The organism is Curvivirga sp. (assembly GCF_965219885.1).
GTDB lineage: Bacteria > Pseudomonadota > Alphaproteobacteria > UBA8366 > Aestuariispiraceae > Curvivirga.
In genome coordinates, this window is the sequence record NZ_CBDCOT010000007.1 from 357,674 (window position 1) to 370,803 (window position 13,130).

Genomic DNA, 13,130 nt, shown 5'->3' on the forward strand with positions numbered 1-13,130 from the left:
ATGTGTTTTGAGTATATAGATTTTAACAAAGACTTTTAGATAAAGAACAGGAAAGTTCCATGCCTAAACTAACCATTCGTCATGAAAGCTGGCCGATTGCTGGTACTTTTACTATTTCCCGCGGTTCCAAAACATCTTGTGAGACTGTTGTAGTGGAATTGGAAGAGGATGGCGTAAAAGGCTGGGGGGAATGTGTCCCTTATGCGCGCTATGGTGAATCTGTTGAAACAGTTATTGCAGAATTAGAAAGTCTGCGTGACGCCGTTGAAAATGGTTTAACACGTGAAGAATTACAGGAACGTATGAAAGCATGTGCAGCCAGAAATGCCTTGGATTGTGCTTTTTGGGACTTTGAGGCAAAGAAATCTGGTACACCAGTTTGGCAACTTGCAGGTTTGCAAAAAGAACCTGTTGCCCTGACAACGGCTTATACGATTTCCTTGGGCGAACCTGCAGTGATGGGGAAACAAGCAGCTGATAACGCTGAACGTCCCTTGATGAAGTTAAAACTTACAGGTGATGGTGATTTGGAACGTGTAGCAGCGGTGCGAGAAAATGCACCTAATACACGTTTGATTGTAGATGCGAATGAAGGGTGGTCTGTAGATCATGTGGCGCCGTTTTCTGAAAAGCTACAAGCCTATGGCGTAGAGATGATTGAACAACCTTTGCCATCTGCGGATGACGAAGCTTTAAAAACTGTTGAACATCCCATTACGTTATGTGCCGATGAATCTGCGCATGCTTGTGCCGATTTCCATAAGTTGGTTGGTAAATATGAAATGATCAACATTAAGCTGGATAAAACTGGTGGCTTGACCGAGGCTTTAAAGCTTCAAAAAATGGCACGTGAAGCTGATATGCAAGTGATGATTGGCTGTATGTTGGCAGGGTCTCTTGCAATGGCACCTGCGCATTTAATTGGTCAGGACGCAGAAGTTGTCGATCTTGACGGTCCGCTCCTAATCGCCAAAGACCGAGATGTCGCATTTGAATTTGAAGGCAGCATTATGAAACCTGCCCCACGTGCTTTGTGGAGATAAATGTATAGTCGGAATGATCGAAGAAAAAGGAGCCTTTAGGCTCCTTTTTTTATTCAGTTAACTCTCTGATATTGGTTCTTGGGCCAATGATATAAAGAAGGACGAGAAGGGCCGCTGCCATATAGAAAGTCGTCTTTAAATCTGTATATTCCGCAAGAATACCTGATAGATAGGGGGCTAAAAATTGCCCGCAGGAAATGATCAGAAATACAAACCCAAAACCAAGGGATGGGCGTTTGCTAAAACTATAAACGGCCCAGATGCCAACAAAACAGGTGATAAAAACAAAACTACTGCCAAATAAAGCTGCTGAAATCATTGCTGTTGTGTAATTGAGATCGCTATAGGTTAGTAATAGAATGGAGGCGATTTCAAATAATGCAATGAGTTTAACTGCTTTGTTAAGGCCTAGATATCTAACAATATCACCTGCGATAAAGCCGGTGCAACCTGCCGCTCCTAAGATCACCCAAAAGATACGACTGCCAACAGACCCAAATCCTTCTAGGCTTTCATTCGTTTCAGAAATGATATTGATAAGATCGACCGAGAATGTCCAATAAACCGATGCCGTAAAACCGATAATAAAGGCGACAAGATAAAGGCGTGTTTTATTGAATTCTAACAACGCTTTATAGGATACATGTTCATGCTGGGCTTTGTTTGGTGCTTTTTCTTCGCGCCCCGGCATGGTGACAAAATTATAAAGGGTTACCAATACAGAAAGAATGGCAAATACAAGCCAGGCTTCACGCCATTGAGCCGCATACCATAAAGCAATTGGGCCAGCCATAATGACGCCAACTGTGGTGCCAACATTCATAATTGCGTAGGCGCGTGCTTGTTTTTCTTTATCAAATAGACGCACAGATACATCTGAAAGCGGTGTGTAACATAATCCGGCACTTGTTCCGGCTATCCCTAGCCCTATTGTTAATGTGATTGGATCTTCTGAATAGGAAACAAGCCATAAACCAACTGAAGCCAAAATGCCGCCAAAGGTCACCATGAAACGGGGGCCAAGCTTAGTCGACATCAATGTAGTGAATAGGGAGGATAAAAAATAACCCGCATATGACAGACTGCCAATCAAACCCAACCATGCAGGGGATAGATTATAGGCTTCTTTGATTTCTGGAAGAAAAAGACCGTAATTATATCGACCCCAACCGTAACTTACGCCTACAATTAAAGTGCCCGCTGCGACTACATGAATAGGGTTATGTTGCCTTTTTTCCATTCAGGTTAACTTTCAAAAAAGGGGAATAAAATACAAAAAGTTTTGTGGCATGATTTAAATTTCTATTCAAATATCATTTTCTGATCATCCGTATAAATTTTATTCATAAATGGACATTTATTTGTGATCTGGTTTTCCTATTCAACGTGAATATTTTGTAATACTCTTCCTCACAATCAATAACTTAAGATCGATCAGGGGGCCTTATGCCAGATAAATATTTTGGTTTCAGTGATGAGGAATATGCGCAAAGACTAGCGTCTACAAGACAGGCGATGGAGGTTGCTGGTGTGGAATTGCTGATCGTTAGTGATCCATCCAATATGGCGTGGTTAACCGGATATGACGGCTGGTCTTTTTATGTACACCAAGCTGTACTTGTAAGTATGGATCGATTACCGATTTGGTATGGACGTGAAATGGATGCCAATGGAGCCAAATGCACGGTCTATATGAATGATGATCATATTTTATCTTATCCCGATCCTTATGTGCAGTCGACTGAACGCCATCCAATGGATCATTTGTCAACTGTGATCGACAGTTATGGATGGGGGAATAAGTCAATTGGCGTTGAGATGGATAATTATTATTTCTCTGCTGCTTGTTATCAGTCTCTCCTTAAGAATCTGCCAAATGCTAATTTTAAAGATGTGACTAATCTGGTGAATTGGCAGAAGGCTGTTAAGTCTGAGCAGGAAATTACCTATATGCGCCGCGCTGCCCGTTTGGTGGAAAAGATGCATGCAAGAACGTTTGAGCTGGCTGAGGTCGGGCGACGTAAGAATGAGTTAGCCGCAGAAATCTATAAAACGGGTTTGAATGGAACCGAAGAATTTGGCGGGGATTACCCTGCGATTGTACCACTAATGCCGACAGGTAAAGAAGCTAGTGCCCCGCATCTAACGTGGGATGATCGAATGTTGCGTGAAGGTGAAGGGACCTTCTTTGAATTGTCTGGTTGCTATAAACGTTATCATTGTCCTATGTCCCGTACGATTTTCTTAGGTAAACCCGATGATGCATGGCGTAATGCCGAACAAGCCTTGCAAGAAGGGCTTGCTGCTGGTTTGGAAAAAGCTAAACCGGGAAATATGACAGAAGATGTTGCAAGTGCATTATTTAGTACCTTTGCTAAATACGGTATTCAGAAAGATAGCCGTTGTGGTTATTCCGTTGGATTAAGCTATCCACCTGATTGGGGGGAGCATACTTTAAGTTTACGCGCCGGTGATAAGACGGTGTTGAAACCTGGGATGACCTTTCATTTTATGCCGGGTCTATGGTTTGATGATTGGGGGATTGAGATCACGGAAACTGTCTTGATCACCGAAACCGGGAGTGAATGTCTTGCCAATGTAGAACGCAAGTTATTTGTGAAGGATTAAACTTATGAAAGATAGCCCGATCTCTACGGATATTGATTTTAATCTGGACGGTATTCAACATGGTTTTCTAAAACTTCCTTATTCTCATGATCAATCTGCATGGGGAAGCATTATGATCCCTATAACTGTTGTGAAAAATGGGGATGGACCAACAGCTTTGTTAACAGGGGCCAATCATGGAGATGAATATGAAGGGCCTGTTGCGTTATTTAAGTTAGCTCATGATTTAAGATCTGAAGATGTCATGGGGCGGGTGATTATTTTGCCTGCCATGAACTATCCTGCTTTTCTAGCGGGTACACGTACATCACCGATTGATAAAGGCAATATGAACCGTGTTTTTCCCGGAAAACCGGACGGGACGGTGACAGAGAAAATTGCCGACTATATTGCACGTTATCTTTTACCACTTGCAGATTATGTGCTTGATATCCATGCAGGAGGGAAGACATTGGATTTTGTTCCTTTTGCTGCAGTTCATGTTTTGGATAACAAAGAACAGGAAGCTGCCAGTGTTGCTGCAATGAAAGCGTTTAATGCACCCTATAGCATGATGATGACGGAACTCGATAGCATTGGCATGTATGATACTACTGCTGAAGAAATGGGAAAAGTTTTCGTTTCAACCGAGCTTGGTGGTGGTGGTATGTCTACGGCAAAATCTAATGCGATTGCGGAACGAGGCATTAGAAACTTTCTTATCCATGCAGGCCTATTAACGGGTGAGATGACGTTTAATCCATCTATAGAATTAGATATGCACGATCCAAATTGCTTTATGATTTCTGAAGATGAAGGATTGTTAGAAATCTGCGTAGATTTGGGAGAGGAAGTCAGTGCAGGTGATATTGTCGCGCGCATTCATGATATTAAACGAACGGGAATCGCGCCTCAGGTTTATAAAGCCAAGAAAGTAGGGATATTGGCATCGCGTCATTTCCCGGGACTTGTAAAAATGGGCGATTGCTTAGCAGTTATTGCGACGGAATGTTAAATCAATTTGGTAGAGCAATTGTTTTAACGGCGCTGGTTAACGCTTCTTCACTTAAAGGGGTAAGTGTTGGTCGTTGATCGCCTTTTTTGAATTCTAAAAGGCTCATTGGATTGTTCAAGGTTACAGGGCCTGTTGGGAGTAAGACAACTATTTCACTATCATCTAAAAGAGCGATAGAAAGACTATCTTGTTTAACAATACCCCAGAAATCTGTTCCGCGAATACCTATTGTTGCGATTGGAGTGGTCAGCGTAACCTGATTATTGGGTCGTTTGGTAAGCTTCCCTGATACCATCCGAAAAGCACCAGATAGTATACTGAAACTTGCTGTTGCTTGCATGTCGTTGAATGCCAGTTCATCAATTTTAAATTTGGCATTTTCACCCAGCATCAAAACAGTGTTATCAACCATACGTGCATGTAATCGAGCATCAGGTCTGGTTGTTAAGACTTCACCAACCTTGATCATATTGTTAACTTCAAGCTGCCTTTCATCGGCAAATGCTTTTAGATAAACAACCGTTGTTTGGCCTGCTGTTTGGCTTTCCGCCACGACCTGAGAAGAGCTTGCAAAATACAAGCCCACAAGGATTAAAAAAGATAAAATTATCTGACGCAAATTAAGCCACTTTTGATGGTTGTTCCTTATATCCAGCTATAGCTATAGGCGCTTTTTCTTTGTAGCTCAAGGATTTCAAATAGGCTTTAACCGTATCTTCAAAGCCTAACCATAAGGCATCCGCGATAAAGGCGTGACCAATGGATACTTCTGCCAGCATCGGTAAAGCTGATTTAAATTCAGGTAAATTAAAGGTGGTTAGGTCATGTCCTGCATTGATGCCCAGACCCAAATCATGGGCAGCTTTTGCTGCTTCTGCATAATCTTTAAGTGTTTTTGCATAATCACCTGTGTCAAATGCGTCAGAATAGGGACCTGTATATAACTCAATGCGATCCGCACCTGTTTCTTTTACCAATGGCATTAAAGATGCGTCAGGGTCCATAAACAAAGAAACACGGCATCCCATTGCTTGTAAGTTTTTAACAAGTGGTTTGAGTTTCTCAAGATCCTTTTCAACATCCCATCCATGATCTGATGTGGATTGAGTTGGGTCATCTGGTACTAATGTAGCTTGATCAGGGCGTGTATCTTCACAAAGTTTCATAAAGTCATCAAAGGGATTTCCTTCGATGTTGAACTCAATACCACGTGTGCGATGACCTTCTTTTTCAAGCATATCGGCAAGTTCATAAACATCGGTGCGGCGAATATGTCTTTCATCGGGGCGGGGGTGAATAGTTAAACCATGGGCGCCTGCTGCCAAAATTGTACGGCCAGAATCCACAACAGATGGATAACCCACATGACGTTGGTTTCGTAGCAAGGCAACCTTGTTTAAGTTCACACTCAGCTTTGTTTCGATGATTTCAGACATCTTCTTATACCTTAATTTAGAAAGCTTTTAAGATTGGCCTAAAAATAACCCGTAAAATAGAAATAAAACAGGGCCACTTGACTAAAAACTTCAAGTCTGAGTGGCCCAATGTCATATAAATAAAGGCTTTTATGATTTCTTTCGAAGAATAACTTTCATATGAGACGCAGCGAAATTTCCTAAGAATGGCATAAGGAAGTTATCCAGTTTGACTAAATTATCTAGCGAAGAAGAGTCTTCATTCACCCATCCGGTAAAGAGATTAATGCGCTCCCGACAGTCAAATGTGAGGTTTGGAAATTCCTTCATAAACTGAATACGATTTTCAATTCGATCAAAAATCAAACTGGATGTGGCAAAATTAATCTTGCCTGATTTTTTGTATGGTTTGGCTTTGATATTCAGGTTATTTGGATGTTTCAATTTGGCAACTGCGTAACTCACTGGGGAAAGTAACGGCTCAATAAAAATAGCGGATGCATCAGGTGCTAATGCTTTTTCAAGCTGCGCTAAAAATTCGATCGGTTCTTCAAGTTGCCAAAAACAATCTAAAATAACTAATCCATTTAGACTGTTTGCTTTACAATCGACCGCTTCCAGAAGGTCTTCTGGATCATCACAGATTGGATGTTTTCGATCAGTGTCAGATAAGTATAGACGGTAGAAATCAGAAGGCATTACCTAGCCCTTGTTTCAGTAACTCTATACGGTAACGTAAAGATTGATCATCATATTCTTCGGCATCCCCGATGGCCCATACGGGTTTAGGCCACGCAAAATCTTCTTCTTCACGCGCAATAATATGGACATGTAACTGTGGTACCATATTTCCAAGAGCTGCGACATTTACTTTTTGGCAATCAAAATTCTTTTCCATAAATTCTGACAAAACGCGCATTTCTCGCCATAACTGGATGCCATCTTCATCGTTAAGTTGATGAATCTCCTTGAGGTTTGGACGTTGTGGTACCAAAACAACCCATGGATAACGTGCGTCTTTCAATAAGAGAACACGACTGAGAGGAAGGTCCATCACGTGAACCGTATCGGCTTCTAGACGAGGATGTAGCTGAAACATATTTGATCCTAGATAGAGGAGGGAATGAAACTAGTTCTACTCCTAACAATGGTTTGTTGCCAATAGGAAAAACTGTTTTCTAACATGTTTGATTGCAAGAAAAGAAAAGCTCAGATACAAGCCAAATTCGACTTTAGTTTAGGGAATGATACAAATGGTCGATTGGACTTTAATTACCTTATTTATACCTACTTTCTTTCTGGTATCGATCACACCGGGAATGTGTATGACATTGGCAATGACGCTTGGCATGACTATCGGGTTGCGGCGTACATTTGCGATGATGTGGGGCGAGATGATTGGCGTCGCTGCAATTGCCTTGGCGGCGATTGTTGGGGTTGCTGCCGTAATGTTGAAATATCCGGATATATTTTCTGTAGTGAAATATGTTGGCGGTGCCTATTTAGCTTGGCTTGGCATTCAGATGTGGCGATCAAAAGGTAAGATGGCTATTGATTTGGATAATCCGAAAGAAGCAAATATGTCTGGCTTGGAATTGGCGTGGCAAGGCTTTGTGACCGCCATAGCAAATCCAAAAGGCTGGGCTTTTATGGTCGTTCTGCTACCGAAATTCCTGAACACTGATTTACCTGTTACATGGCAAATTATTGCGATCATAACTGTGATTGTGGTGTGTGAATTTTTCTGTATGACCCTTTATGCTGGTGGCGGTAAAACGTTAAGATATTTCCTTGAGAAAAAAGGAAATGTGCAGATGATGAATCGAATAGCTGGAAGTCTTATGGTTGCTGTCGGTATTTGGTTAGCGATGTCTTAATGGATAAAAGGGAAGCAGATGCTTCCCTTTATTTTTACCAGTTCCCTGTATTTTCCATAGAGAGCCATGGTTCTTGCGGCTCTAATGCATCACCATCTTGGAGAAGCTCAATGGAAATACCGTCAGGTGACCTTACAAAAGCCATCCGCCCATCGCGTGGCGGCCGATTAATCGTAACGCCACCATCGGCGAATTTTTGACAGGCATCATAAATGTTTTCGACGCTATAGGCGAGATGACCAAAATTACGACCACCATCATAATCTTCGGTATCCCAGTTATATGTCAGTTCAACTTGAGCTTCCTCTTGTCCTTCAGGTGCCAAGAAAATCAAACTAAAGCGCCCGGCCTCATAATCGCGGCGATCAATTTCTTTAAGTCCTAAAAGATTACAATAGAAATTCAGGGATGCATCCAAATCTTTGACACGCACCATCGTATGCAAATAACGCATAATTCTCTCCAAATCCTGATGAGTTTATTATTACCTTAAAGTGTAGGGAGCTTCCTAAGAAGTTTCAATAAATCACTTTCATAAAATTACAATATAGAGAAAGTTGTTTATGCCTTGATAACTCAGTATGCTTCGGCAAATTCAAGATTTATGAAAGATTCATATGATGGATACATCTGCAAAGTTTAGCTTTTTCTTGGCACTTCGTCGCGCATTGGGAATGGTGTTTGGTACATTATTGATCCTGTTACGTCATCTTCCTGCGGTTATAAGACGTGATGTGCCGATGAAACATGTCCAGTCCTGGCATAAATTGATGTGTAAGCATGGCGGGCTGGATGTGGTTTGGGAAGGCAAGCCGTGCGATGAAAAAAACGTCATGTATGTATCTAATCACGTTTCATATATCGACATACCCGTTATGGGAACTGAATTAAACGCTTGGTTTGTTGCGAAATCTGAAGTGCGTGGCTGGCCAGGTTTTGGCTTTTTAGCAGAACTGGGCAAGACTGTGTTTATTGAAAGACGTAGCCGTAGAGCTGCAGATCAAAAAAATCAATTTGCGGAGTTACTAAGTCAGGGACGAAATCTTATCGTTTATCCAGAAGGAACAAGTACGGATGGAACAGATGTTGCTCCTTTTAAGCCAACATTATTTGAAGCTGTTTTTTCAGAAACTGAGACACCAATTAAAGTACAACCTTTTAGTATCACTTATTGTAAATTTAATGGTCAGCACTTACCGGAAGACATGCGTGATTGTTATGCTTGGTACGGTGATATGACTTTAGGTGATCATTTTTGGCATTGGTTAGGTTTAGGCCGAATTGAGGTGCGTTTGCGTTTCCATGATCCTGTGACAAAGCAAGATTTTGAGGATAGAAAAGAGATGGCCAAATATTGTGAAAATATCATTCGGAAAGATTTGCAAGATTATTAATTTTTGACCTATAATCTGTACATCTAAAAAAATAAGGGATATGGCTGCGTCAATAAGGGAGGGGATGAAGGCTTGTATACCTATGAAAAAGTCTTGAAATCTCGTGCAGCTATTCTTCAGCAAATTGTTGAAGGGGCTAAAAAAGAAGAGATTCTTTTACAGCTTTGCCGTGACACCGAAGCAAATTTTCCTGGTGTCCGTTGTACGATTTTGAGCTATGCCTCCTCTACTCAACAATTATTTGATCAAGCATCACCATCCATGCCACGATTTTATACGGATGCTATTGATGGTGTGGAAGTCGGGCCAAATGTTGGTTCATGTGGGGTCGCTGCCTATTACAAGAAACGTGTCATTGTCCCCGATGTTTATCAAAGTGAGAATTGGGCACCATTTATAGACATTGTTAAAAAGACAGACTTTCATGCCTGCTGGTCCCAGCCGATCCTTGCCAAAGATGCGGAATTATTTGGCACATTTGCCATGTATTATGATCAAGCACGTCATCCAACTAATTTTGAGTTGGAGTTGATGGAAGGGCAAGCCAATCTTGCTTCATTGGTATATGAACGCGCTCAAACAGCAGAAGCGTTACGATATACCAGCATGCATCTAGATCAATTAGCCGAAGCACAAAATGATGCAATTTGCCGATTGGATCGGAATTTGAATTTCATTTATGTGAATAACAGCTATACGGAAAATATTGGGTTTGGGCGTGACGATGTGCTGAATAAACCCGTTTTGGAATTTATTGCCCCTGCAGATCGCGGGACCTTTGTCGAGGATATGAAAAACCTGAGTCCTGAAAATAATTCCAATGTACGATATGATCATAATTTCGATAAAGACGGGCAGCTGGTTTTATATCAATGGAAGAATAGAGCCAGCTTTACGGAAGATGGTGATCTGTTAGAAATCCAATGTATTGGTCGCAATGTAATGAAGTCTTTAGAAGTTGAAAGAGAACTTCACCAACAAATGCTGCGTTATGATCAGGCCGTTAAGTTATCTGGTGTTGGTTATTGGGTATGGGATACTATTTCCAATAGATTGGATTTTATTTCAAAAGAGGCAGCTAAGATTTTTGATATTTCGCAGGATTCTGCTCTTGGATTAACTGATGAAATTAGAGGCAAGCTGACATTTATTCATCCTGATGATCGTGAAAGATATCGGGAAAATTTTATTAAAGCGCTTAAGAGTCAACAAGGGTATTCGTTAGATGTTCGTATCTTAACCATGAAGGGTGAAGAACGTCATATTCATGAATTAGCCGAGCCAATTTTTGATGAAAAAACAGGCGGGCTTACCCAGATGCTTGTGACAATTCAGGATGTGACCCGGCAGAAAATCACCGAAAAACAGTTAATAAATGCGCGTATTGAAGCTGAAACGGCAAATAAGGCGAAATCCGATTTCCTTGCAAATATGAGCCATGAGCTTCGTACACCTCTAAATGCAATTATCGGCTTTTCTGAGTTGCTAAATATGTCGGGTAAAATGGGTATTAGTGAGCATAAGGTTGAAGAATATGCAGGTGATATTCATGCTGCTGGTACACATTTATTAAGTATTATTAATGATATTTTGGATGTGGCCAAAATTGAAGCAGATCAATTGCAGTTTTATGACGAAGAAGTCGATGTAAAACAGATATTTAAATCTGTGACGAGGCTTTTAAGCAAACAAGCAAATGATGCCGGATTGGTTATAAGGTCAAATGTCGAAAATGATTTACCATTTTTGCGTGCCGATACGACACGTGTGAAGCAAATAGTTACGAACCTTACGTCTAATGCGGTGAAATTCACAGATCATGCTGGCGAAGTAATGTTGTCAGCGTCTATGCAAGATGGTGATCTAGAAATAAAAATTGAAGACACAGGTATCGGAATTGCAGAAATTGATATACCCAAAATTTTAGGCAAGTTTGGACAAGTGGATTCCACTTATAATCGGAATTATGATGGTACCGGATTAGGATTGAGTCTTGTTCAATTACTTGTTGAAGCACACCAAGCTAAATTTGATATTCAAAGCGAACTTGGTGTGGGAACAACAGTGATTGTAACTTTTCCTAAAGAGAGAGTTATTCATCATAATTGATAAGGAAATATTAACTGGCGGGAAGTATTTTCCCGGGGTTCATGATATTTTGTGGATCCAGACTTTGTTTGACTAATCTCATTACATCAATAGCATTCCCGTGCTCAGCTTCCATGAAATGCATTTTCCCCATGCCAATACCATGCTCACCGGTGCAGGTGCCACCAAAAGAAACTGCACGTTGATTCATACGCTCAACAATAGCTTTTGCCGTTGATTTTTCGGCTGGATTATCTGGGTCGAAAAGCAACGAGAGATGGAAATTGCCGTCACCAACATGACCAACAATTGGTGCAACCAAGCCACTATTATCCACATCTTTTTTTGTTTCTAGTAAACAATCTGCCAGATTGCTTATCGGTACACAAGCATCCGTAGCCATACCTACTTTACCAGGGGCTAGTGCACATGCGGCGTAATAGGCATTGTGGCGCATTTCCCAGAGCTTGGTTCGTTCTTCTTGTTGTTTGGTCCACTTAAACGCACTGCCGCCAAACTCCTCCGAAATAGCTTTTACCGCTTCTGCTTGCTCAGAAACATGAGCAGATGATCCGTGAAATTCGAAGAATAATGTAGGTTTTCGTTCATACCCTTCGGCCTTTGAATAATCTATACATGCGCCCATTTGTATCTCATCGAGCAATTCTATTCGAGCAACAGGTATACCTGATTGAATTGTAAGGATTGTTGTATTTACAGCTGATTCCAAATCTGGGTATTGGCAAACGGCGCTAGAAACAGCTTCGGGTATTCCATATAGACGTAGTTGGATTTCTGTAATGATACCTAAAGTGCCTTCTGAGCCCACAAATAAACGAGTAAGATCATATCCTGCGGCTGATTTACGTGCACGACCACCTGTCTTAATAATGGAGCCGTCAGCTGTCACAACGGTCAAACCAAGTACGTTTTCTTTCATCGTTCCGTACCGCACGGCATTTGTGCCACTGGCTCTGGTGGCGGACATACCACCCAATGATGCATTTGCACCTGGGTCGATTGGAAAGAAAAGCCCCGTGTCGCGAATGTAATCGTTGAGTTCTATCCGGCAAACTCCGGCTTCCACTCTGCAATCAAGATCTTCTTGGTTCACTTCCAAGATATTTGTCATACGTGATAAATCAATGGAAATACCGCCATTTAATGCATTAACATGACCTTCAAGGGAAGTGCCTGTACCAAAGGGGATAACCGGAATGCAATTCTCAGAGGCCAATTTGACAATTTCGGATACTTCCTCAGTTGTCTCTACAAAAACCACAATATCAGGTAAATCTGATGGAAAGTATCCTTCTCCATGCCCGTGATGATCTCGGATGGATTTAGCAGTAGACGCGCGCTCGCCGAATTTTTCTTTTAATTGTGAAATAACATTATCTAAATCTGAGGTTTGGTTTTCCATCTCTGGCATATTTATTCCTTTAGCAACTTTTTACCACATTCATGGGTTGTGTATCAATCGAATGCGAATTTAGGTAAGTAAATACCTCTTTAGGGAGAAAATAGTCTTTTTTAGTCTTAATATTACAATTTTTTGTTGAAATATAATTGATTCTGATGTCAGATTTTCCGGTAAAGTCGTGGAAAAATTCTATATCTACTTGCGAGTTATACATACCTCATGTTAAATATTAACCTATAAGTGGATTGGCGATTTAATAAATAAATAT

General features: G+C 41.1%; 13 protein-coding genes. 6 read left to right on the forward strand and 7 right to left on the reverse strand.

The window, feature by feature from the left end:
* The first annotated feature begins 59 nt into the window (after positions 1 to 59).
* The gene (dgcA, locus tag ACOQOA_RS01760) at positions 60 to 1,043 is read left to right on the forward strand and encodes an N-acetyl-D-Glu racemase DgcA (RefSeq protein ID WP_420546949.1); all 984 of its coding nucleotides are present in this window, start codon (positions 60 to 62) and stop codon (positions 1,041 to 1,043) included.
* A gap of 49 nt (positions 1,044 to 1,092) precedes the next feature.
* Here dgcA and ACOQOA_RS01765 read toward each other — a convergent pair whose 3' ends face one another.
* Entirely contained in the window at positions 1,093 to 2,283 is a 1,191-nt protein-coding gene (locus ACOQOA_RS01765; protein WP_420546950.1) for an MFS transporter, read from the reverse strand.
* Positions 2,284 to 2,489: 206 nt separating this feature from the next.
* Here ACOQOA_RS01765 and doeA point away from each other — a divergent pair, with 206 nt between their 5' ends.
* Complete coding sequence (gene doeA / locus ACOQOA_RS01770) at positions 2,490 to 3,671, forward strand: ectoine hydrolase DoeA (RefSeq protein WP_420546951.1); 1,182 nt, start codon at positions 2,490 to 2,492, stop codon at positions 3,669 to 3,671.
* A 4-nt stretch (positions 3,672 to 3,675) separates the two neighbouring features.
* The gene (gene doeB, locus ACOQOA_RS01775; RefSeq protein WP_420546952.1) at positions 3,676 to 4,665 is read left to right on the forward strand and encodes a N(2)-acetyl-L-2,4-diaminobutanoate deacetylase DoeB; all 990 of its coding nucleotides are present in this window, start codon (positions 3,676 to 3,678) and stop codon (positions 4,663 to 4,665) included.
* 1 nt (position 4,666) lies between these two features.
* Here the strand turns inward: doeB and ACOQOA_RS01780 are convergent, their stop codons facing one another.
* The 4 genes from ACOQOA_RS01780 to ACOQOA_RS01795 all read right to left on the reverse strand — a co-directional run bounded on the left by ACOQOA_RS01780 (position 4,667) and on the right by ACOQOA_RS01795 (position 7,179).
* Entirely contained in the window at positions 4,667 to 5,284 is a 618-nt protein-coding gene (locus tag ACOQOA_RS01780) for a FecR family protein (protein WP_420546953.1), read from the reverse strand.
* A gap of 1 nt (position 5,285) precedes the next feature.
* Positions 5,286 to 6,101, reverse strand: a complete 816-nt coding sequence (locus tag ACOQOA_RS01785; RefSeq protein WP_420546954.1) for a pyridoxine 5'-phosphate synthase — start codon at positions 6,099 to 6,101, stop codon at positions 5,286 to 5,288.
* Between the two features lie 129 nt (positions 6,102 to 6,230).
* Positions 6,231 to 6,779, reverse strand: a complete 549-nt coding sequence (locus tag ACOQOA_RS01790; protein ID WP_420546955.1) for a hypothetical protein — start codon at positions 6,777 to 6,779, stop codon at positions 6,231 to 6,233.
* Positions 6,769 to 7,179 carry an HIT domain-containing protein gene (locus ACOQOA_RS01795; protein ID WP_420546956.1) on the reverse strand — a complete coding sequence of 137 codons (411 nt, stop codon included), beginning with the start codon at positions 7,177 to 7,179 and terminating at the stop codon, positions 6,769 to 6,771. The genes ACOQOA_RS01790 and ACOQOA_RS01795 overlap by 11 nt, the downstream gene beginning before the upstream one ends.
* 154 nt (positions 7,180 to 7,333) lie before the next feature.
* Between ACOQOA_RS01795 and ACOQOA_RS01800 the strand changes: the two genes are divergently transcribed.
* Complete coding sequence (locus tag ACOQOA_RS01800; protein WP_420546957.1) at positions 7,334 to 7,957, forward strand: LysE family translocator; 624 nt, start codon at positions 7,334 to 7,336, stop codon at positions 7,955 to 7,957.
* A gap of 34 nt (positions 7,958 to 7,991) precedes the next feature.
* On the opposite strand, the gene gloA is transcribed toward ACOQOA_RS01800, so the two are convergent.
* Positions 7,992 to 8,411, reverse strand: coding sequence for a lactoylglutathione lyase (gene gloA / locus ACOQOA_RS01805; protein WP_155157323.1), 420 nt, complete (start codon positions 8,409 to 8,411; stop codon positions 7,992 to 7,994).
* Positions 8,412 to 8,574: 163 nt separating this feature from the next.
* Here gloA and ACOQOA_RS01810 point away from each other — a divergent pair, with 163 nt between their 5' ends.
* Together ACOQOA_RS01810 and ACOQOA_RS01815 are read left to right on the forward strand one after the other, a co-directional pair.
* Positions 8,575 to 9,351 (forward strand): lysophospholipid acyltransferase family protein, encoded by a 777-nt coding sequence (locus ACOQOA_RS01810; RefSeq protein ID WP_420546958.1) that lies wholly within the window; start codon positions 8,575 to 8,577, stop codon positions 9,349 to 9,351.
* A gap of 72 nt (positions 9,352 to 9,423) precedes the next feature.
* Entirely contained in the window at positions 9,424 to 11,460 is a 2,037-nt protein-coding gene (locus ACOQOA_RS01815; RefSeq protein WP_420546959.1) for an ATP-binding protein, read from the forward strand.
* A 10-nt stretch (positions 11,461 to 11,470) separates the two neighbouring features.
* On the opposite strand, the gene ACOQOA_RS01820 is transcribed toward ACOQOA_RS01815, so the two are convergent.
* Positions 11,471 to 12,871, reverse strand: a complete 1,401-nt coding sequence (locus ACOQOA_RS01820) for an FAD-binding oxidoreductase (protein ID WP_420546960.1) — start codon at positions 12,869 to 12,871, stop codon at positions 11,471 to 11,473.
* Between the last annotated feature and the right edge of the window lie 259 nt (positions 12,872 to 13,130).